This window comes from Clostridium sp. MT-14, assembly GCF_042436595.1.
Classification (GTDB): domain Bacteria; phylum Bacillota; class Clostridia; order Clostridiales; family Clostridiaceae; genus Clostridium_B; species Clostridium_B aromativorans.
In genome coordinates this window covers 1-22,666 of record NZ_JBHMIY010000045.1, presented here as the reverse complement: position 1 = coordinate 22,666, position 22,666 = coordinate 1, and the positions used below count along the sequence as shown (strand labels likewise).

The window sequence follows — 22,666 nt, the reverse complement described above, 5'->3', positions numbered from 1 at the left end:
GGCATCGAACCTAAAATAACAAGGACTATTCATCTCCAACTTATACAAGATAGGAGAATTACGCCCTTTTTGTTAAATCACGCTCTTTCAAAAATCATAAAACAAGCCAAAAATATTGACAATAAACTGGATAAATTGTTTTAGAATATATACATCTGAATGCGGAATACTATATCTGAATAATAAGGAGGAGATAATCATGAAGCTAATTGCTATAGGAGATGCTGCACCAAACTTTTCATTAGAAGACAATCACCATCAGCTTATAAATTTATCAAATTATAGAGGTAAAAATATACTGCTTTCCTGGCATCCTCTTGCTTGGACACCTATATGTACAGATCAGATGAGATCACTTGAAAACAGCTGGGATAGTTTTCAAAAGTTAAACACGATACCCTTTGGCATAAGTGTCGATGCACAGCCGTCAAAAAAAGTATGGGCAGCTGCACTTGTACTTGAACATCTAAGCATTCTTGCCGATTTCTGGCCCCATGGTAAAGTCACTCAGGATTATGGGCTGTTTGTTGAAAAAGACGGTACATCCCAAAGAGCAAATGTACTAATAGATCAAAATGGCATTGTAACATGGGTTAAAGTATATCCACCAAATCAATTACCTGATATAAATGAAATTTTTGAGATATTATCCAATATGCAGCTGGCTGTAAAATAGTTATTTGCAACAGAATTAATGCTTACGGTGAAATCTTCACAGACATACAGGTGATTTACGTAAGCATTAGATTTTTTCTCCATCAAACAATTATTGAATTCAAAAACATAACTATCAGTGTTACTCAACTAAAACTGCCGTCCCTGATGCAGTTACCATAATCATATTTCCACCTTGTCCCAGCACCTCATAGTCAATATCCACACCAATGACTGCATTGGCTCCAGCTGCAGATGCCCTATCCTCCAATTCCTTCAACGCTTCTTCCCTTGCCTGTATGAGCTCTCCTTCATAAGATTTTGAACGTCCTCCAAAAAAATTGGTAAGCCCTGCAGCAATATCTTTGACAAAATCAACACCGGAAATCACTTCACCAAAAATAATTCCCCTGTATTCCAGGATTTTCTTTCCTTCTATGATGTTTGTAGTCGTAACAATCATTTTTTTCATCTCCTTATTTTAAAATCAGGTATTTATTTTGATTATTTTTAGATTAATTCTCAATAGAGCTGTGTATCAGGATCATAACATATTTTCCCCAAGAAATCCATGTATATTCTCTTTTATTATTCCAATGCACCAATGATAGCCACAAAAAAACTCAAGGTTACTTACCTTGAGTTTTGATATAATCATGTCGTTAACATGAACTTCCACATGTAGCTATTGCTCCCAGTGTCGCATTGTTGATAGCAAGTGTGCCAACGGTAACTGCACTAGTAACAGTTGCAACTACAGTATAGTTACAGCAGTCATCAAAACAGTTGCAATCACAGTCACAAACGAAAAATGAGAATGTCTCGCTGGCAACTAATGCCACCAAGTCAAAAGTTGATGCCGGTCCTACAGGAATGGGGTTAACTTGATTTCCACACTGTTTAAATACTTGGAAACTTACAGTTCCAGTAAAGGCAACAGCTGCAACAAGATTACTGGAAAATTCAAGCTTAACACATGGATCTTTCAATCCCTTGGTATTTAATGTTAAGGACGTAAGGGTAAAAGTAGTACCCAAAACCGTAGCAGCAGGTAACGTAGTTGAATTAGGGCAACTGCATTTTACAATAGTTGTACAATTCGTTTCTTTTTTTATATTATTACATGGATCACAGTTGTCTTTATAAGATCTAGACATATAATTCATAAACAAAATCCTCCTTTTTAAAATAAAGCAAAAGTATTTATAAATGTAATTGACAATTTTGTCATTGGCTTCTACTATAATATATGATGTGGTGAAAAAAAGGTGCTGGTAGTTAGGATTATTTCTCCATTTTCAATATCGATTACAAATCATCTTGAAAATTTAAAAAATAAAAAAGCCAATGTAGAACCATCAGCTTTTTATCCTTAAATTTTATATCCGCAGTTCATTTTTTTATGAATTTTTCTTCAATAATTTAACTGCAAAATCCTCTGCTGCTTTCATATCATTTTCATTGGGCCTTCCCTTAGCTATACCTCCAAAAATTTTGAATGGTCCGAAAGTATCAAAACCCTTGCAGGCAAAACTTCCGATCACATCAAAACCCTTGCTTTCAAGTATACTCTTGAGTGAATCGTTATAGTTTTCTTTACCCTGTCCACTGGTGGAAAAAACAAATGCCTTTTTATTTTCAACTTTTTCAAAATGTTCCACCAAATTTAATATGCTTTTATGAAACTTGCCATAAAATATTCCGGAACCAAACCCTATCAAATCATACATGTTGAATTGATCTGTATTTACTTCCTCTGCCTTCACTAATTTTCCTTTTAGAATACCGTTAATTCCAAGAGCAATTTTTTCTGTATTCTTATGTTCCGTAGATTTATAGATTATCAAGCTGTTCACTACATGTCAATCCTTTCTTAATTAAAAATTAATTGATAATTTGTAATATCCTAACACTTTTAGGATTCATTACATATTATGTATTAGTATATTATGTAGAGGTGATTTCATGAGCAATATAAAACCTGAAACTTTCGATTTTAAATCAGTTAAAGGCATTACGACAAAGCAGTTAGACGAACATTATAAATTATATCTAGGTTATGTAAACACGCTGAATAAAATCTGGAATACTACCTATATAGCTGCCAACTATGAAGACAGCAATTCAACCTATTCAGCAATGCGAAGTCTTAAGCGCGGTGAAACATATGCCCTGGATGGTGTAAAACTTCACAATCTCTATTTTGAAAACATGACTGGAGGAAGCAACACCCCCCAAGGTCCCATCTTCGATGTCATAAAAAATCAATTTTCTTCTTATAATACTTTTATATCCTATTTTACAAACGTAGGGCTATCCATTAGGGGCTGGGTGGTATTATCAATTGATTCTCTCGATAATAAGCTTCATATAATAGGAAGCGATTCTCATGACAACGGAGCAGTGTGGTTATCATGCCCAATACTTGTGATGGATGTTTATGAACATGCCTATTTCATGGATTTTGGAACAGACAGGAAAAAATATATTTCTACATTTATTCAAAATATAAACTGGAGAGTTCTAAACAACAGATTTAAAAAATATATTTCTTCAATGCAGTCTATGAATATACAACCCTTCAGACATTGTCCCTTTAGATATTTTTAAAAAATTCTATAACTAAAAAGTACTTACCCCGCAGTCTTAGAAATTCAGTTTCATATAATAATTCTATGGCAAATTTAATATCTGTTCTTTATTTTCCTTATACTTAACAATTTTTGTTTTACTTTCTCTTCGAAACCCTCATCAGATGGAAAATAATACTGTCTATTCTTTAAATTATCCGGCAGACACTGCATGTCTGTCGTTTTTTCCTTAAAATCATGGGCATATTTATAACCTTTTCCATATCCCAAATCATGCATCAGCTTAGTAGGAGCATTTCTGAGATGCAGCGGAACACCCTGGGAAATAGTATCAAGTGCATCTTTTTTGGCACTGTTGTATGCCCTGTAGAGAGAATTTGACTTTGGAGCAGATGACATATAAACCACGGCTTCCGTAAGATTTACACTGCATTCAGGCATTCCTATGAAATGAACTGCATTATATGCGGAAACTGCCACTTCCATGGCCCTTGGATCCGCCATTCCTATATCCTCCGAGGAAAAACGTATTATTCTCCTTGCAACATAAAGCGGATCTTCCCCCGATTCTAGAATTCTAGCCAGCCAGTAGATGGCCGCATCCACATCACTATTTCTCATGGATTTGTGTAGTGCTGAAATAAGATTGTAGTGTTCTTCTCCATTTTTGTCGTATAGCAGTGTTTTTTTGTTTATACACTGCTCAACAGCTTCTTTAGTTACATTGGAGGTACCCACATTGTCAATACAACTCATTATGACAATTTCCAGTACATTCAGGGCACACCTCGCGTCTCCATTTGCGTATATGGCTATGGTTTTAAGCATATCATCTGTGATATTTACTTTTAAATAACCAAAACCTCTTTTATCTTCTATTGCCCTCTTCAACAGGCTGACAATATCTCCTGTATCAAGAGGATGAAGTACAAAAACCCTGCACCTTGAGAGTAGTGCAGAATTTATTTCAAAAGAAGGATTTTCCGTAGTGGCTCCTATGAGTATGATATTTCCCTTTTCCACATGGGGAAGAAAAGCATCTTGCTGTGCCTTATTAAATCTGTGAATTTCATCTACAAAGAGAATTGTCCTGATACCCATTCTTCGATTTTTTTCAGCAGTTGTCATTACTTCCTTTATTTCCTTTATACCTGAAGTGGCAGCACTGAAATTTATAAATCTGGCTTTGGTAATAGAAGCAATTATCCTGGCCAGAGTGGTCTTCCCAACTCCAGGAGGTCCCCAGAATATCATTGAACTTATATTGTCTGTATATATTAGATTCCTGAGTATTTTTCCCTTCCCAAGTATATGCTGCTGTCCAATATATTCTTCCAAACTTCTGGGCCTTATCCTCTCAGCCAGGGGAGAAGATACATTTTTATCAAACATTGAATTCTGTACATAATCCATATTAAACACCTGCATTTTTAATTTTAATATAAATAGCCTCACACATACATTATACCTTAAATTCAATCCACTTTCCTAATATAGTACACAGCATAGATAACCACAGCTGCCCCAAAAACCTGAAGCAGAGTCACTGATTCTCCCAATACAAAAAAGGAAAGCAGCATGGCAGTAGGTATTTCCAGATTTCCTATTATTGAAACCTTTAAAGCTCCTATATCTTTTATTGCAGCATACAATAGAGTCAGCGGTATTATCCCACAAAACACAGCTAAAATTATAATACATATGACGAGTTTAATGCTAAACTCCCTTTGAAATAGAGCTGCTGGAGAAATAAAAACTATCAGTGACAAAAACGAAAAAACAATCGAATAAAAATTCACAGTAAGTGAATTTAAGCTTTTCATTTTTTTCTCCGAATATATATTCATAAAAGCATAAAATACTGCGGACAAAATCCCAAATACACAGCCTTTCACAGAAAATGAAGCCAATTTATTTACTAATCCCAAAGTTAAAAAACATCCTATAAATGCCATGACAACAGCAAAAATCTTTTTAGAACCAAAACTATTTTTTTCAACTAGAGAAGAGTAAAAAAAAACCATTATAGGATAAGTATAAAGTAATATGGTAACCATAGAAACGTCTAGATAGTTAAATGCCTTATAGTAAAAAACTGTCATGAGCGTATCACCTAGTATTCCCAAAACAGCTGTATGATAAAGTTCCTGTCTATTTATTTTTAAAATATTTTTATCTACAACTGATATGGTAAAAAACATAACCGGAATAGCTACCATGTATTGTAAAGCCAATATACTTATGGAATCCATGCCCTCTGAAAAAGTAATTTTTACTATAATACCACAGCTTCCAAATAATACAGCTGATAATACAGCATATAGGTATCCTTTTCTCATGCAGCATCTCCTTGTATTTAAATTTTCATATAAGATATCCTATTTTTAGTCCATTTCAAGAATTTTTGGAAATCTCTAGTTGAAATAACCAGTGTTGCTGTATTTACATTTGGATGAAACCCCACTCTTTCCGCTTTGAATATATCATTATCAATTATTGCTCTCACGCATTTGTCATCATCATTAATCAGTCCAAAAGGGCTTACAGATCCGGGTTTCAACCCTAAATACTTTCCCAGTCTTTTCTCTGAAGCAAAAGACAGTGGAGTACTTCCTATCTGTTTGGATAATTTTTTTAAATCTGCCTGTTTTGAATCTTCCAAAACTACAAGATAATGAACATTTCCCTTTCTATTCCTGAGAAAAAGATTTTTGGTATGATCACCTGGAATATGTATATCCAAACTATTCACATCTTCTACAGTATAAACTGGCTTATGGGTATACTTCTCATATTCGATACCTATTTCATTTAAAGTATCATATACTTTTTGCTCACCTTCACTAATCATTATAAACGCCTAATTATATTGATAAATATAATAGACTTTCTCACCTTCCCTTCTTTTATCATATAAGATATATTTTAATATTACTTATTATAATATCATAAGAAACCTGTTGTTCAAAATGTATTCACATTTTTTGTGGATTAAAAATAATATTTATAAAAAACTGCAGTGACAAAATCTAACTGCAGTTTTCATAAGCATTGACAAAATCAATCAACTATATTTCCGGGACTAAGAATTCCATTTGGATCAAACGTCTTCTTTATTCCCTCCATGATTTGAATCTCCCGTTCACTAAACTGAATGCCTAAATGTTTCTTTTTTGTTTTTCCGGTCCCATGTTCTGCTGTTATTGTACCGCCGTACTTTATTGCCGTCTTATATATTTCCACCATTAACTCTTCATAATAGGAAGGTATCTTGCCATTTTCACCCATGATGAAATTATGAATATTTCCATCGGCAATATGCCCCAGAGATACTATGTCATTATTATATTTTTTAGCCAATGCAGCTATGTCATCAAAGAAATCCGGTACACTTGAAGGAGGAACAGCTGTATCAAGTACATCTGCCAATACTTCCTTATAAGAATCATAGGCAGCACTTCTTATCTCCAGGATATTCCTCTGTTCCTTTGCAGTTTCTGCTATAATGCTGTTAACTGCATTGTGTTTTTTACATATATCAACAATCTTTTCACTGTTTGAATACAGTTCATCTTCGGTGTGTTCATCCAGCACAAACATCAAATCTATGGAACCTTCGGCAGCAGGCCAGGTAGTACCAAGCTTTTTTGCAGTCTTTACAGCAGCTGCCCTATCCATATACTCTACCGCCAGCGGTAAAATACCTTCCTGAAGTATTTCCGGTACTGCATCACAGGCTTCTCTCCTGTTATTAAATGAAACCAGAAGTGTACCAGAATACTTATTTACAGGGTAGAGTTTCAAAGTCGCCTTCGTAATGATTCCAAGAGTTCCTTCACTGCCAATCACCATATGAAGCAAATCATAACCCGCATTATTTTTTATGAGCTTACCACCAAGTGTAACTATTTCACCTGTCGGAAGAACAACTTCCAGTGCCTTTACGTGATTTCTCATGATTCCATGTCTCACAGCCTTTGAACCTCCAGCATTTGCAGCAACCATTCCTCCTATTTGTGCCCCTTCATCCCCTGGATGTATAGGGAAAAACAATTTACTGTTTTTACTTAAGAATTCCAGCAGACTACCTAAAGTAACTCCTGATTCAACAGTTATCATTAAATTCTTTTCATCTAGTTCAACAATACTGTTGAGCCTTTCAAGTGATAAAACAATACTCGGTTTTATAGGTATAGTTCCAGCACACACTCCTGTAGCTCCACCTCTGACAGCCACAGGCATCAAAACCTCATTGGCATATTTTAATATTTGAGATATTTCTCCCGGCGAACCAGGTTTAACTACTACACAATCTTTTGACGCCTCTGGTCTCAATAAAGGTTCTGTCTCATCATAAAGATAACTTTGCATTTTAGATAGTTCATCTACAACCCAGTCTTCTCCTACAATTTGCCTTAAATTTTCAATCACTTTGTTTTTCAACTCTATTGCCCCCTATTTTAATGAATCATTCAATTAAATTATATTCCTTAAAAATTCCCATATACTTCAATGCTTGTACAATTTATATAGGTTTTAAATCGCAAATTTATGTAAACGTTATACATATAAAATATACACTATCAATATTTTACATATATTCGCTAAAAGTTAGTTTACTACAAATTTTTGGCAATGTCAATAAATATTATAAACATTCAGAAATTTCGTATTTGACCCATGGCGTATTTTTAAAATATCCGTAGATATTCACATATATTTTATTGCAATAAGGTTATCAGGCATATTTAAATTTTGAATTTATGACAATTTCATTTTATAATAGATTTTATATACAGGTGAAGATAGAAAAAAGTAATAAATAGTATCATAAAGAGAAGCAGTGGTTGGTGTAAACTGTTTGATATAATTTATGAAATACATTCTTGAACCGCAGGCTGAAATTTCTAATAACTAGTAGGCTGAGCCGTTTAACTTGCGTTAAGAGTAAGAGATAAACAATAATTTGTTTCTGAAATAGGGTGGTACCACGATTAAGCTTCGTCCCTTAATCGCAGGTGCTTTTTTTATTACCACCTTGAAAGTTTCAGAAATTCACTTTATTGCTTAACTAGGGTGGTACCACGACTGCTTCGTCCCTTGGCCAGGGGCGTTTTTTTATTGTTCAATTATAAATGAACAGCTGACAATGCACAATTTAATTAAACTACAAAACTTTAGAATTCGATATTTGAATTTATATTAAGAGGGGGTCATAAAATGAATATATCGCTGATAATCATAATTCTATATATATCAATGCTGTTTATAATAAGTTTTTTTGCTAGAAAAAAGGCTCTAAAAGGGGGAGAAAGTTATACTCTTGCAGGAAGACAGCTAACTACTCCCCTTGTAACCTGTTCACTAATAGGTCTTGCCATAGGTGGAGCCTCTACCATAGGTGTTGCAGAACAAGCTTATGACATAGGTCTATCTGCAGGCTGGTATAACGTGGCCTGGGGTACTGGAGCCATTTTGATGGGATTCCTAACAGCGGGAAAATACAGAGAGTTCAATGTAGCCACTGTCCCTGAATTATTTGGAAAATTCTATGATGAAAAGGGAAGAATTGTCTGTGTTATATGTCAGATAATTATTCTCGTAGTAATTGTATCCCTTCAATACATTGCAGGAGGATCCATTTTATCTTCACTGCTTCCTGAAGTATTCACATTGAAAACAGGTATGGTAGTTAGCGCCTGTGTATTTATAGGAATAACCTTCATAGGAGGAATGTGGTCTGCAGGATTATGTAATATGTTTAATGTTCCCATAAAATATACGGGAATTATACTATGCACCCTGCTGGCAGTAGCTTCCAGAGGAGGATTTGAAAATATAAAATTACAGCTTCCTCAAAATATACACTATTTCAGTCCTGTAGAGGGTACTGGCATATGGATAATTTTAAGCTGGTTTCTCATTATGATCACACAGGTTATGTCCATGCAAGGGCCTGTACAATTAGCTTTTGCCGCCAGGGATTCAAAAACCGCAAAAAGAGGATTTATAATAGCAGGGCTTCTCATGATTCCAATAGGATTTTTATGTGCTTTAATAGGCATAGCAGCTAAAACTTCTTTTCCCAATGTGAGTGCAACTCTGGCTCTACCTAAAATGATACTGTCTCTAAATCCCATAGCTGCAGGTTTGACTTTGGCAGCTCTCTGGGCCGCAGATGTATCTACTGCTTGTAATTTACTTTTGGGGGCATCTACGTTGTTTACCCAGGATATATACAAATCCTTTATAAATCCAAGAATAAAAAGTGAAAAGCTCATAGTAATGAACAAGACATTTGTAGTTTTAATAGGTATATTGACATTTATATTAGCTTTGTCCATGTCAGGCATATTAAAAACTATATCGATAGGTTTAAGTCTCTGTACAGCCTTTACCATAGTATTTTTATTTACCATATTCATGCCAAGTCTATGTAGAAAGAGTTCCGCTTTTTATACTACTTTAACAGGTATTATAGTGTTATTATTATGGGAAGCTATACCTTCTTTTAGAATTTTTCCACATGTAATATTTATGGAATGGCTGACTTGCCTCTGCGCTTTTCTGTTAATATCCATATTGGACAAAAGGACTATATATGTAAATACTAAATCTGAATCGGTCGGAAATATCATGTAATTTAAACTGAAATAAAAGCTGCAGTAAAATCTATTTATCTGCAGCTTTATTTTATCACAGAGATTAGGCTTACATAAATCCAATAATTACTTGTTCAAAGATATCAATCCATTATAGTTCCTGGGTTAAGAATTCCATTTGGATCAAATGCATTTTTTATATTTTTCATAATTTCAATTTCCCTTTCAGTAAACTGAAGGGGCATATGCTTCTTTCTCGTCTTTCCAGTACCATGCTCTGCAGTTACGGTACCTCCATACTTTAAGGCAGTTTTATACATCTTTTCTTTTAATTCCTCGTAGTAAGAAGGCAATTTGCCATTTTCACCCATGATAAAATTATGAATATTTCCATCGGCAATATGTCCTAAAGACACGATATTGTTGTTATATTTTTCAGCAAGAGCTGCTATATCATCAAAGAACTCGGGAACCGTTGATGGAGGCACTGCTATATCAAGTGCATCCGATATATTATCCTTATAAGGCCCATAGGCATTGCTCCTTATTTCAAGAATATTTCTCTGCTCCTTTGCAGTCTCAGCTATAATACTATCCACCGAATTGTATTTTTCACATATCTCTACAATCTTTTCACTATTGGAGTACAATCCATCTTCTGTAGGCTCATCCAACATGAATATCAGATCCACAGAACCCCCATTGTCTGCAGGCCATTTGCTGCCAAGCTGCTGTGCAGCTTTTTCCGCCACAATCCTATCCATATATTCCACCGCCAGCGGAGTAATGCCATCCTGCAGTATTTTAGGAACTGAATCGCAGGCTTCCCTTCTCGTATTAAAGGAAACTACAAGAGTGCCCGTATACTTGTTTTTGGCATAGAGTTTCAAAGTGGCCTTTGTAATGATTCCCAGCGTTCCCTCACTTCCAATCATCATGTGGAGCAGATCATAGCCCATATTGTTTTTTATAAGCTTTCCTCCAAGGTTAACTATTTCACCTGTTGGAAGGACTACTTCCAGTGCTTTCACGTGATTTCTCATGATTCCATGCTTTACGGCTTTCGTCCCACCGGCATTTGTGGCAACCATCCCACCTATTTGTGCCCCCTCATCTCCTGGGTGTATAGGGAAGAACAATTTGCTTTCACTTCCCAGCACCTCCAACAGATCTGCCAAAGTTACCCCTGCTTCAACAGTTATCATCAGATTCTTTTCATCCAGCTCAACAACCTTATTGAGCCTTTCAAGAGACAGAACTATTCCCGGCTTTATCGGTATGGCTCCACCTACAACTCCTGTACCTCCTCCTCTTGTAGTAACAGGAATCAGGTTCTTGTTGGCATATTTTAATATTTCAGATATTTCTTCCGGCGAACCGGGTTTAACTACCACAGAATCTTCTGATGCCTCCGGCCTCAACAGCGGTTCAGTTTCATCATATAGATAACCCTGCATCTTAGACAAGTCATCCAACACCCAGTCCTCTCCTACAATTTGCACTAAACTTTCAATTATTTCATCTTTCAATGTTATTGCCCCCTTTTTATGAATTGTCAAACTGTATGCTTATTTTTTATTTCATCAATCAATTCAGGTATTATTTTATACATATCTTCTACTATTCCATAATCCGCTACGTTGAATATAGGAGCAGATGGATCCGTATTGATTGCCACTATAAACTCCGATTCCTTCATACCCGCCAGATGCTGCGGTGCTCCTGAAATTCCACAGGCTATATATATTTTAGGTTTTACTCTGTTTCCGCTGTATCCTACCTGAAAATCTTTTGAAATAAACCCATCATCTACAACACTTCTGCTTGCACCAACTAATCCTCCAAGCAAATCTGCCAATTCTTTAATCATCTGGAAATCTTCAGCTTTCTTCAGTCCCTTGCCTGCTGCTACTATTACGCTGGCATCTGAAATATTTACTTCTTGCTGCTTCAATTCACTTATGACTTCTACCAGTTGGTTTTGCGGTTTTACTGCAGCTACTTTGATAATTTCCCCTTTATTTTGCTCATCTCTTTGTGCTTCATCAAATTCCTTGTACCTTACTGTAGACATCTGGGGATAAGTATCTGTCTTTATGTGGGCCAATATGTTTTCACTAAATGCAGGTCTTATTTGAATTAATTTTCCATCTTCGTCTATTTCAAGGCCTGTACAATCCGCTGTAAGACCTGTATTCAACGCTGCTGCCAGCCTTGGTGCCAGAGATCTTCCAAGGCTGGTGGCTCCTATAAGGAAAATTTCAGGTTTGATTTTAGATATAATCTGTTCCAGATTTATTTTATAAACAAGCTCTTCAGGCTCATCAAATACATCATCTTCTACATAAAAAACTTTATCGGCACCCCTGTATATCAGTTCTCCTGCTTTTATACCACTAGGCCCCAAAAGCACACTGTATACCGGAACATTCAATTTATCTGCAAGCTCCCCGGCCTTTCCGAGAAGCTCATAACTTACCTTGTGGATATTGCCTTTCTTCTGCTCTGCAAATACCAATATACCTTTATACTCTTTCTCCATATTATCAATCCACCACCTTTTTTTCTTCAAATATGTCAACAAGCTTCTCTACTGCTTGAGGAATATTTTCCCTGTATATTTTCCCTTCCCTTTTTGCCGTTTGGGGAACCTCAATTTTTTTAACCTTCGTAGGAGAACCCTTAAGTCCCACTTTGTCTGCGCCCAGATTTTCCTCTAAATCCTTAAAGGTCATAACTTCTATTTCAGCCTTTCTGGCCTTCATCTTGTTCTTAAAAGATGGAAGTCTCGGTACGTTTATATCTTTTGTCACCGTAATAAGCGCGGGTAGTTTTATACTTTTTAAATAAGTTCCCTCCCATATTTCAGAGCAAACCTTGATTTCACTTTCACTTATCTCCTGGATTTTGCTTATATAGCTCCCATGAGGAATATTTAAAAATTCCGCTATTTCAGGTCCAACTTGCCCCGTATCGCCGTCTACTGTCTTTTCACCGGCAATTATAAGATCATATGCACCTATCTTCTCAATTGTACTAGACAATATAGTAGATGTAGCCCTAGTATCTGAGCCTCCAAATTTTATATCACTTACAAGCACTCCCCTCGTAGCTCCTCTTGCAATACACTCCTTCAATGCATCCTTTGCACTTGGCGGCCCCATACTTACAGCTGTTATAGTTGAATCAATCTTTTCACCTATCTGTACTGCCGCTTCCAGAGCATTCAAATCAAAAGGATTAATTTCTGTACCAGCAGATTTACGATCCACCACTCCCCTTTCACTGTCAAATTTTACTTTCTCCATATCCGGTACTTGTTTAACCAAAACTACAATATTCATACAACAGCCTCCATTTCTCTTATAATTTTAACAGTGCTGCAACCAGTACATTATATATGCATGTAAACTGTTCCATTAACATGCTGTTTGCAAATTTTATTAATTTAAAAATAAAAAAGTAGCTCTTTTTCGCTGGGGCGAAAAAGAGCTACCGCGGTACCACCCAATTTTATGCTCAATTGATGTAACGATTTATACAAAAACCGGCTCAGCTTACTAACTATATCTACATTCAGCCTGCAGCTCCTGGATGAGTTTCAATATGTGTATTTACAGGTTCCCACCTAATTCCCGTTCTCTTCAAATATCTTCATATTTACTTTGTCCTATCAAAGCTTTTGTGTTTTTTATTTGTTGAGTTATAGTTTACTATACATTTTTACCAATGTCAATAAATGCTGCAATAAAAATTCAGTTCAAAAACATAAAAAGTGAGTATTTTGCCGTTTCTCATTATCAGGTTTTACCTTTTCTGTGACTATTATATTTGCTTGTCTAAATTCCAACTATCCAGTAAGTTAAGTTTTAACAATTACCAAATAATCATATATTGCACACTACTTTACTCACTCCAATTCCAATTGCATTAGGGCCGACATGACATCCTATACTAAATGCTAAGGGATCATAAGTAACCTGTATATTATCAAAAGCAGCAGATACTTCATTTTTCCATTTTACTGCCATCTCATCATCTAAGAAACTTCCAGCAGCCCCTATTTTTATTCTTAAAGTACTTGGATCCCCAAAACGAAGATTAATATCATCTTTTATTGCCTCTATCATTTTCTTTTTACATTTATTCATTCCTCTGGTTACTGAAAAGGCATCTAATTTGCCTCCTTGAATAGTTAAAACAGGCTTTATATTTAAAACGGAACCCACAGCTGCACCTGCAGGAGTTACTCGTCCTCCCTTTTTCAAATACTCCAATGTATCCACTGCAATATATATACTGGATTCATAAGCATTTTTCTCTAAGATTCTTTTTATATCAAAGGCCGAGTAATTGTTTCTGGATAGGCTTACAGCTTCCATAACCGAGTGCTTTTGTGTAACAGATATTCTATGATTATCTACTACCTCCACACGTCCTTTATATTCCAATGCCAAACTCAAAGCAGTATGACAAGAACTGCTTAATCCGCTGGACATAGGTATATATACAATCTCATCATATCCATCGTTTAAAATAGATTCCCATAAATTTACAACATTTCCTGGAGATGGCTGTGATGTTGAAACATTTTTTCCTGATATAAGGCTATTATAAAATAATTCCTTAGTAATATTTTTTCCTTCAAAATAAATATCATCCTCAATAATGATAGGCATGGGAAGAATATAAATGCCCCATTCTTTTGCTTCACGTTCAGATATTCCACTATTACTATCAGTTACAACAGCTATATTCATTTAGTAGCTTTACTCCTTATTATGACAAATTTAGGTTTATTAAAGGTAACCTATAACCCAAAATCTTCGGTTATATTTTCTAAAATGCAAATACATTAGAATGCTCATTCTGAGCATAAGTATATCTCTACGTAAAAAATTACTGTTTTTTAACCTAAGTCATATAAACATTTTATCATTTTATGCTGAGATTTACAAAAGTCTCTTACAAAAATTTTTAACTGTGTAATCTTATTTATTTTATACTAAAATGGATCTTTTACCAATATTATCATTGAATTGGTCTTAAAAACTTGAGTTCCTACATACATTAATGATATAATAAAAACTATTAGTAAGTTTTGAATTAAATTTCAAGGCTTAATAACCATTTTAAGGGGGAAAATAAATTGAATAAAAAAACCTTATCTGTTATTATGAGTCTTGTATTAACCGTAATGACGTGCGGAAACGTTTTTGCTATATCTTCTACAGCAAATACGTCAGACGAATTAAAACAAGCTCAATATAACAAAAGGCAATTGGAAGCAAAGGTGGGAGATTTAAATAATCAAATCAATGGCGTAATACAAAAAATTGATGAAAATAAAAAAGATATGAATAGAATCGCCAATAATATCAAAAACACACAGGTTAAATTGAAAATTGCCAAAAATAATTCCCAATTACAAAATGATCTCTTCAAAAAAAGAGTACGAGCCATGTACATAAATGGCACCAATGGATATCTAGAGATCATATTGTCTTCCAAAGATTTAAGTGACTTTTTATCTAGAATTGATACTATTACAAGAGTTATAAAGTTTGATAATGGTATTATTGCTAAACTAAAAAAGAATGAACTAGCTATAGAAATGGAAAAGAAAACTTTAAATACTGAAAACAACAGGTTGCAGTCTTTAAGAGCAAACAATGAGGTTATCTTATCTAAATTAAGTAATGACATAAGCCAGCAAAAGCAGCTGCTTTCTAAAGCAACTGAAAGAGAACAAACACTATTGGCTGAACAAAATTCTCAAAATGCACAAACTTCTTATTATACTGCCATGGCTGGTACTAATGGCGGAAATCAAACCTTGTCCCGTGGAGGATCCTATTCTTATTCTAGAGTCTTCTCCATGCAGGCAACTGCTTACTGTGACAACGGTTATACAGCTTCTGGAAGACCTACTAGAAGAGATGCCGGCGGTTACAGCACTATTGCTGTAGATCCTAGAGTTATACCTCTTGGCTCCAGAGTTTATGTAGAGGGATATGGGTATGCTATTGCAGCAGACATCGGTGGAGCTATTAGGGGAAATAGAATAGATTTGTTCGTACCCTCCCAAGCTGAAGCCCAAAGTTGGGGAAGAAGATCTGTAAATGTATATGTGCTTAATTAACCACATTGCTGAATTTCAAAAACTGCATGCCTTTTATAAAAAGCATGCAGTTTTTTTATAGATATTTATCGCCTACTTTATTCATAATATTCTGTATTACTATTTACATGGATCTTCTCACTTCCATTTTCAGCATAATCATTTTAACATGTTAAGTATAATGTACTTATAAAGTTCCGGAATTACATTAAAAGAATAGGGTAAATTCAACCTCTCCGTATATTTATGCAGATCTTTTCCCTCCCCTCCAAAAACTATTACCGGAATATTAATTTTTTTCAATTCATCTACAGGAAGTTTATAAATTATATCATATCCCACTATATTGGAAATAAGACTGTCTACAGAAGAATCACTTTCACAGATACCTGTATAACTTGCATCTGATATACCCATAAAAAAATCAGTTTTTACTATATTCTCCTGAAACTCTTCTCTCGCATACTCAATGGCCCCGTCGATAACATCCATGAACTTACTGCTGATGCCATCTTTATTTGTCAGATATTTATGTGGATAATATGGTGGAATAAAGGAAATTATTATCATAGGCTTTTTTTCTTCATATAACTCATATGCTTCCCTCACTATATTTACAGCTATTGTTTGATTGTCCTTTTTCTCCTTCTTCCACACATCAATTTTTTGACTTATATAACTGCTAAAATCATCATATTTATTTTCAACTTGTGAAAGAATGTCTCTATAGGTCATGACACAAGGCTGAAAATGCTCAAGGTCCAAATTTTGATGCGATTTTTTCTCAAATCCATTTCTTTTTTGCGAGATGTTATCCAATACATTCAAAAAAGCCGTATTAGCTAAACTTTTCAATTTTTCAATAAGCTCTTCGTATTTTATTTTAAGAGTCAATACATTATAATATGCTGCAGCATAAAGAGGGCTCTGAACCGAATAGAGTTCCTTTAAATCCATCTGTTTTAAGCACATAGGCGGCGGAGTAACAGTGCCATAGGCACTATCTGAAAATTTCTCACTACATTCTAACAGTCTGTTAATTTCCGAAACTATCAAATTTGGATTCAAACCGTTTAATGATTCACCTACATGGGTTTCTTTTCCCACACAAAAAAACAGAGGCATGATCTTACCTACACTGCCTATGTACAATCTCTTACTTTCAATTTCTCCCTTTTCAGGTATACTTGGCTCAGATATTATCATACCACAGTAATTATACTTCTTTTTTTCAGCTAACTTTAGCAGAAAAGGAACTGCTGCAACCATTCCCTCAGAATTGCTTTCCTCCCCGGGCACTATGAGAATCATCACATTTCCTTTAAAATTTCTATTTATACTGAATTCTCTTATGAGCTCCATGTTAAGTGCTATTCCGAACTTCATGTCTGCCGTCCCTCTTCCAAATATCCAGTTACCTGATTCAACATCTCTTCTAGTGTTTTTATCCAATTCCATTTCTGAAATTTTTTTAGTACATTTTTCCACGTCAAAGGCTACAGATTTTAAATGCCCAAATTCTTCTATTCCAACTACATCCAAATGTCCCGATAGTATAAATGTACTTTGATCACGTTCTTTTCCATTTACCAACGCCCATACAAAGCTTCTGCCCAAAGGATCACCTGCGATATCCTCTATTCCTACATTATGACTATTTTCTTTAAAATAAGGAATTTCCACAATTTTTTTATATATCTTATCCGCCATAATGCTCTCTTGATTTGTTCCAGATATACTTGGTATAGCTACTAATTCTTTCATAGTATTATAGACGTTCTTCTGAAAATCCATTTTTCATTCTCCTTTTCATATTCACTACATTTTTAAATGTGAACATAATTCTATGACTATAAAATATGATTCCAGCATCAATGTAGAAATTAATTATGCATAGCTTTCTTATGAGTATTTAATATTCTGCTTAAAAGAAGTTCATATACAGGTTTAGAATTCAACATATCTGAAAATACATAGGCAGTTACGCACACCACGGAAATTGGCAAAAGGCTAGTAAATGCTCCAGTCATCTCTATAATAAGCACAACACCCGTAATTGGAGACTTTACAACTGATGAAAAATATCCAGCCATTCCAAGTATTATCAAATCGTTTATATACTGTAGATCAAATCCAAATAGTACATGAATAATATTTCCATAAATACTTCCTACAAGTGCCCCAATAACTAGAAGAGGTAAAAATATTCCCCCTGGAGTACCTGAACCATAGGAAGACATTGTAAATAAAAATTTTCCTACTAGTATTATAACCAGCATCTGGACAGTCATATTTGAGATTGTAAGATCAGAAACTAAATCATGGCCTCCTCCCAGCACCTGCGGCAAAACAAGTCCCATAACACCAGCTACCAAAAAAGCTATTACAGGCTTATTTTTTACATTGAGAAATTTTATACTGTTATAAATATCCTGGGATTTTAAAAGTGATTTATTAAATGCCACTCCACATAAAGCTAAAATCATTCCAAGCATTACTATATAACCATAATCTCCAAGAGTCACCACTTTAACATATTTGAAATTAAATACAGGCGACATCCCAAAGAACTGCTTAGCTATAATATCTGAAATAATAGATGCTGAAAAAGCCGGAATTAAAATTTTAGGTGAAAAATTTTTATGAATTTCCTCGAGTGCAAAAATGCATCCAGCTAAAGGTGCATTAAAAGCAGCTGCAAGTCCTGCACTGGCACCGCTTGTCATTAACAATTTTTTCTCCAGCTCAGTTCCTTTAAATAGTCTGTCAACACCTTGTCCCACTGCTGCGCCTATTTGTATGGAAGGTCCCTCTCTTCCTAAAGATAATCCTGCTGCAATTGCCATAACACCTGCTATAAATTTTTTTAATATCACCTTGTACCAATTCATGCTCAACTTTCCCATCAAAATACCTTCTACTTGGGGTATACCGCTGCCGGCCACCATAGAATCACTCTTAACTATACATCCAACTATATAACCTGAAGTTGCGAGGACAACAGTCCATATTGGAATAAACCAGAGCTTTTCAAGCTGCATACCATAAATAAAATGTGCAAAGATAAGTGATTCCTCCAAAAGATACCTGTAACACGATGCTACAAATCCTGTTAAAATACCTACTACTATGCTTCCTAAAATTATTTTTATTTTAAAATCATACCAAATCCTCATTGTATTTACAATATTATTTATCATTTACATCTCCCATATAAGATCTTACAGTACAAACACCAAATAATAATAAAGATTTTCGGTATTAACCGAAAACCCACCACAATTTGACATCTAACCTCTTAACTCTGACATTTAAATATACTATACTTTTACCATATTTAAGAATTATTTGATCTTGTTAAATCCATATAACCCAATGCGGCTGATATTTCCGAAGCACATTCAATTACAGCCTTAACTTTTTGTTCAACATCCTTATTTAAAAGTCTATTTATAGGGCCAGTCATGGAAAGTGCAGCGATAACTTTACCATCCACAAAAAAAACAGGTACAGCTATAGCCCCCAATCCTTTTTCCCTTTCTCCTCTACTTACAGCATATTTATTTTTGCGCACTTCCTCTAAAGACTTACTCAAAGCTTCATCATAATTTCCCAATAAAGCTTTTATTTTCTCGTCTGGTAACGCAGCTAGCAATACCTTACCAGGTGCTCCTTTTTCCAGAGGCAATATGCTTCCAATATTCATAACCAGCCTTAGGCTCTGTCTTGATTCCACTCTCTGTACACAAACACGCTTATTGTTATTTCTCACATACATAGTAACACTTTCATTGAATTTATCTCTCAGTTTTACCATATATGGAAATGCAACTTGCGTAAATTCCTTCTTCAAGATATTTATACTTATATTTCCCAACTGGACAATCAAACTGCCCAGATAATATTTTTTGTTTATTGGATTTCTCCGTAAGTATCCTCTTTTTTGAAGGGTACCGATAAGTCTGTGAACTGTACTAGGAGACAAATTAATTTTATTTGAAATTTCCATCAATGATAATTCTATACCATCAAAAATAAAACATTCCAATATGTCAAAGGCTCTCTCTATTGACCTGGTACTTGAATTTCCATCTGCCATATTAATTCCCCTCTTAAAAATTTTAGTATTAATTACTCTGCTGCTAACTAATATACAATTTATATAATTAGTATTTCATCCTAATTTTTCAATTATCAATATATCATTCATGTCTATTTGTGTCAAGCTGTTGTTTTTGCTAGTCTGTGCCAATTTTAACATTAGATTTTTTCATTTTCTCCAATGATTTTATCAATTCAGGCAGAACTTCAAGGCAACCTCCCACTGTTCCTATCTTTGTAATTTTAAAAAGGTTGAAGCATTCCGGAGTAACATCCATCCTTAGGCACTGCCCCTGCTGTAATCCAATCCCTGTAAGTGCTCCCTGAACTGTAATTTTTATCTTATTTTTCTTCGCATAAGATACTATATTTTTGAAAAACATTTTTCACCATGGGCACTACATAATGACTTCCCCCTTTATCCTTGGCATTCTCTACCATTGCCACCACAAGAAGATTTGGATTATTTACATTAACCGCTGCAAACCAACCCAACTCCGTCCCCGTTCCATCTTGCTGAGATGCCTTTATTTCGGCAGTACCTGTTTTTCCTGCTAAGTTCATACCCGGAATATATGCCCCGTGCCCGGTTCCATGTGGATTTTGAACTACCTGCACTAAATCCCTTAAAATGGTATTTGCTATTTCTTTGGAATATACACTTTTCTTCCATATTTCAACTTTGGGGTGATCTTCATACAGCAAATATGGTTTAACTATATTTCCGCCATTGACAAGTGAATCATATATAGCCATAAGGTGTACCGGATTCAACAATATCTGTCCCTGGCCATAGCCGCTGTCAGCCAATTGAATCTCACTTGTTATCTTGTTATCAGCTGAAATTTGTGACTTTGAAAGTTTATACTCAAAAGGCATAGTTTCTCCAATACCAAAATTCTTCAATTGATTTTCCATATTTTCTTTTCCTATATCAAGTGCAGCTTGTGCAAAATATATATTATCCGAATGCACAAGTGCATTTAAGAGATCACTCGGCTGCCCATAATCTTCCACTCTTGTAATGTAGTATCCTCCCCAGCTGCTGTCTTTTCGCCATTTGAGGCCTGAAACATTCTTGGATTCCTCTGGATTCAGCTTTCCCGTCTTCAGACCTATTGCAGCTGTAATAGGCTTGAAGATGGAACCCGGAACCTGAATGCCCTGAAAGCGATTATAAAAAACCCTTTTTTTATCTTCATTCAAGCTTTTCCATTTATCATTTGACATACCCATTACAAAATCATTGGGATCAAATGAAGGTGTACTTACCAATGAGAGAACCTCACCAGTTTTTGGATTCATGCTTACCCCTGTACCTGCATCTTGCTTTAATTCATCGTAGAGTAAAGTTTGAATCTTTGAATCTATAGTGACTCTTATATTACTGCCATTCTCAACATTTTTCTTTATAATGGTGCTTTTTCTTTTCCCATTTCCATCTACAATATATATATCATAACCATCTCTAGCTCTTAAAACATTATCGTATATCTTCTCCAGTCCGTATTGTCCTATTACATCATCAGCACTGTAATTCTTGTCAGATTTTAAATCTTGGGCTGTAACCTTTCTCACGTATCCTGTAAGATGAGCCGCTGCATCCTTAAGGGGATATATCCGTTCCTCAACATCTCTTACACTTACTCCTAAGCCCTGTTCCAGAAAATTTAGCCTGTCATCGTCCTCTGGCATAATTTTTATGGGAATAAACATATCCTTTTTTACATAGGATTCAGAGAGCTTCTTATCTATGTCCTCTTCTGAAGTATTCAAAAGGGCTGCAATCTGTGCCTTAATATTTTCAGGATTTTTATTAAATTCACCAGGTATAATTCCAACCTGAGCTGCATTTCCATCTTCAGCTAAGGCATTTCCATTTCTATCATAAATGGTTCCTCTTTTCCCTCTTTTAACTTCCACTCTAACTTTATCATTTTTGTCCAGTTTGGGAAATATGGCCTTGGAATCCCATGCAATTTTCCACTCTTTATTTTCTTTTTCTAAATTTATAGTATTTGAAAATTTTATTTCACCAGCTGGAGTATCCATATCAACCTTTACAGGAACCTGGGCTTTTCCATCCTTATATTCTATATCCTTATCAGTGTCAATTTTAACGCTTATTTTTTTTAATTCCATACCGCTGTAAATATTATCATACCTGTTTATAAAATTCTTTTCTGATATTTCCAATTTGCTGTCACTACTTATCTGACGGTACATTAATTTATAATCTTTCTGCACCCATGCCTTTATATAATCATTGCTGCTTTTCTCTACAGCCTTGTTTTTGCTGCAGCCTCCTGCAACAATTAAGAACAAAAGCATGCAAATTGCCAGTAAAAATTTACGTCTCATACATCAACCTCATTACCATATATAAATTTGTAATCTTTTATTATCATAATACATCCGTTTTATTTTCTCAATGAAAATATGGGAAATTCTCAGAGCTATTTTCCTTCCCGTTCTATTAGTATCCTCTATGCCAAATTATATAAATTCATTTCTATCCATACAGGTTTTTAATCTCTGATGAGTTTATAGCAAGTGAACTACCACCACTTATAGAAGTGGATGGCTTCTTAGTCAAT

20 protein-coding genes and 2 other annotated features are annotated in these 22,666 nt (G+C 34.9%); of the genes, 4 read left to right on the top strand and 16 right to left on the bottom strand.

The window, feature by feature from the left end; genetic code table 11:
• Positions 1-199 precede the first annotated feature (199 nt).
• On the top strand, positions 200-676 hold the full coding sequence (locus tag ACFHWD_RS19130; RefSeq protein WP_150357704.1) for a redoxin domain-containing protein: 477 nt from the start codon (positions 200-202) through the stop codon (positions 674-676).
• Positions 677-796: 120 nt separating this feature from the next.
• On the opposite strand, the gene ACFHWD_RS19125 is transcribed toward ACFHWD_RS19130, so the two are convergent.
• The 3 genes from ACFHWD_RS19125 to ACFHWD_RS19115 all read right to left on the bottom strand — a co-directional run bounded on the left by ACFHWD_RS19125 (position 797) and on the right by ACFHWD_RS19115 (position 2,510).
• Positions 797-1,117: a putative heavy metal-binding protein gene (locus tag ACFHWD_RS19125; RefSeq protein WP_150357706.1), complete on the bottom strand. Its 321-nt coding sequence runs from the start codon at positions 1,115-1,117 to the stop codon at positions 797-799.
• Between the two features lie 199 nt (positions 1,118-1,316).
• Complete coding sequence (locus tag ACFHWD_RS19120; RefSeq protein WP_150357708.1) at positions 1,317-1,820, bottom strand: DUF4489 domain-containing protein; 504 nt, start codon at positions 1,818-1,820, stop codon at positions 1,317-1,319.
• Between the two features lie 234 nt (positions 1,821-2,054).
• Entirely contained in the window at positions 2,055-2,510 is a 456-nt protein-coding gene (locus ACFHWD_RS19115; protein WP_229982079.1) for a flavodoxin family protein, read from the bottom strand.
• A gap of 109 nt (positions 2,511-2,619) precedes the next feature.
• On the opposite strand from ACFHWD_RS19115, the gene ACFHWD_RS19110 reads away from it, so the two are divergent.
• The gene (locus ACFHWD_RS19110; RefSeq protein ID WP_150357712.1) at positions 2,620-3,264 is read left to right on the top strand and encodes a superoxide dismutase; all 645 of its coding nucleotides are present in this window, start codon (positions 2,620-2,622) and stop codon (positions 3,262-3,264) included.
• Positions 3,265-3,338: 74 nt separating this feature from the next.
• Here the strand turns inward: ACFHWD_RS19110 and ACFHWD_RS19105 are convergent, their stop codons facing one another.
• The 4 genes from ACFHWD_RS19105 to ACFHWD_RS19090 form a co-directional block, all read right to left on the bottom strand.
• A complete protein-coding gene (locus ACFHWD_RS19105; RefSeq protein WP_150357714.1) occupies positions 3,339-4,658 on the bottom strand; it encodes a replication-associated recombination protein A in 1,320 nt (439 codons plus the stop codon).
• Positions 4,659-4,720: 62 nt separating this feature from the next.
• Positions 4,721-5,584, bottom strand: coding sequence for a DMT family transporter (locus ACFHWD_RS19100; RefSeq protein WP_179977518.1), 864 nt, complete (start codon positions 5,582-5,584; stop codon positions 4,721-4,723).
• 17 nt (positions 5,585-5,601) lie between these two features.
• Positions 5,602-6,093 (bottom strand): prolyl-tRNA synthetase associated domain-containing protein, encoded by a 492-nt coding sequence (locus ACFHWD_RS19095; RefSeq protein WP_179978295.1) that lies wholly within the window; start codon positions 6,091-6,093, stop codon positions 5,602-5,604.
• A 212-nt stretch (positions 6,094-6,305) separates the two neighbouring features.
• A complete protein-coding gene (locus ACFHWD_RS19090) occupies positions 6,306-7,688 on the bottom strand; it encodes an FAD-binding oxidoreductase (protein WP_150357720.1) in 1,383 nt (460 codons plus the stop codon).
• 350 nt (positions 7,689-8,038) lie between these two features.
• Positions 8,039-8,257 (top strand) — a binding site (T-box leader).
• A 208-nt stretch (positions 8,258-8,465) separates the two neighbouring features.
• Between ACFHWD_RS19090 and ACFHWD_RS19085 the strand changes: the two genes are divergently transcribed.
• Positions 8,466-9,887: a sodium:solute symporter family protein gene (locus ACFHWD_RS19085; protein ID WP_150357722.1), complete on the top strand. Its 1,422-nt coding sequence runs from the start codon at positions 8,466-8,468 to the stop codon at positions 9,885-9,887.
• A gap of 103 nt (positions 9,888-9,990) precedes the next feature.
• On the opposite strand, the gene ACFHWD_RS19080 is transcribed toward ACFHWD_RS19085, so the two are convergent.
• The 4 genes from ACFHWD_RS19080 to ACFHWD_RS19065 all read right to left on the bottom strand — a co-directional run bounded on the left by ACFHWD_RS19080 (position 9,991) and on the right by ACFHWD_RS19065 (position 14,607).
• Positions 9,991-11,376, bottom strand: coding sequence for an FAD-binding oxidoreductase (locus ACFHWD_RS19080; protein ID WP_179977519.1), 1,386 nt, complete (start codon positions 11,374-11,376; stop codon positions 9,991-9,993).
• A gap of 26 nt (positions 11,377-11,402) precedes the next feature.
• A complete protein-coding gene (locus ACFHWD_RS19075) occupies positions 11,403-12,389 on the bottom strand; it encodes an electron transfer flavoprotein subunit alpha/FixB family protein (RefSeq protein WP_179977520.1) in 987 nt (328 codons plus the stop codon).
• Positions 12,390-12,393: 4 nt separating this feature from the next.
• On the bottom strand, positions 12,394-13,191 hold the full coding sequence (locus ACFHWD_RS19070; RefSeq protein ID WP_179977521.1) for an electron transfer flavoprotein subunit beta/FixA family protein: 798 nt from the start codon (positions 13,189-13,191) through the stop codon (positions 12,394-12,396).
• A gap of 130 nt (positions 13,192-13,321) precedes the next feature.
• Positions 13,322-13,533: a binding site (T-box leader), on the bottom strand.
• A 201-nt stretch (positions 13,534-13,734) separates the two neighbouring features.
• Positions 13,735-14,607, bottom strand: coding sequence for a DegV family protein (locus ACFHWD_RS19065; RefSeq protein ID WP_179977522.1), 873 nt, complete (start codon positions 14,605-14,607; stop codon positions 13,735-13,737).
• A 389-nt stretch (positions 14,608-14,996) separates the two neighbouring features.
• Here ACFHWD_RS19065 and ACFHWD_RS19060 point away from each other — a divergent pair, with 389 nt between their 5' ends.
• Positions 14,997-15,989, top strand: a complete 993-nt coding sequence (locus ACFHWD_RS19060; protein ID WP_150357732.1) for a 3D domain-containing protein — start codon at positions 14,997-14,999, stop codon at positions 15,987-15,989.
• 138 nt (positions 15,990-16,127) lie between these two features.
• On the opposite strand, the gene ACFHWD_RS19055 is transcribed toward ACFHWD_RS19060, so the two are convergent.
• The 5 genes from ACFHWD_RS19055 to ACFHWD_RS19035 form a co-directional block, all read right to left on the bottom strand.
• On the bottom strand, positions 16,128-17,762 hold the full coding sequence (locus tag ACFHWD_RS19055) for a M20/M25/M40 family metallo-hydrolase (protein WP_179977523.1): 1,635 nt from the start codon (positions 17,760-17,762) through the stop codon (positions 16,128-16,130).
• A gap of 89 nt (positions 17,763-17,851) precedes the next feature.
• Positions 17,852-19,168: a ClC family H(+)/Cl(-) exchange transporter gene (locus tag ACFHWD_RS19050; RefSeq protein WP_378062865.1), complete on the bottom strand. Its 1,317-nt coding sequence runs from the start codon at positions 19,166-19,168 to the stop codon at positions 17,852-17,854.
• Positions 19,169-19,305: 137 nt separating this feature from the next.
• Positions 19,306-20,067 (bottom strand): IclR family transcriptional regulator, encoded by a 762-nt coding sequence (locus tag ACFHWD_RS19045; protein ID WP_150357738.1) that lies wholly within the window; start codon positions 20,065-20,067, stop codon positions 19,306-19,308.
• A 139-nt stretch (positions 20,068-20,206) separates the two neighbouring features.
• On the bottom strand, positions 20,207-20,347 hold the full coding sequence (locus ACFHWD_RS19040; RefSeq protein WP_378062864.1) for a hypothetical protein: 141 nt from the start codon (positions 20,345-20,347) through the stop codon (positions 20,207-20,209).
• 64 nt (positions 20,348-20,411) lie between these two features.
• Entirely contained in the window at positions 20,412-22,430 is a 2,019-nt protein-coding gene (locus tag ACFHWD_RS19035) for a penicillin-binding transpeptidase domain-containing protein (RefSeq protein ID WP_378062863.1), read from the bottom strand.
• Between the last annotated feature and the right edge of the window lie 236 nt (positions 22,431-22,666).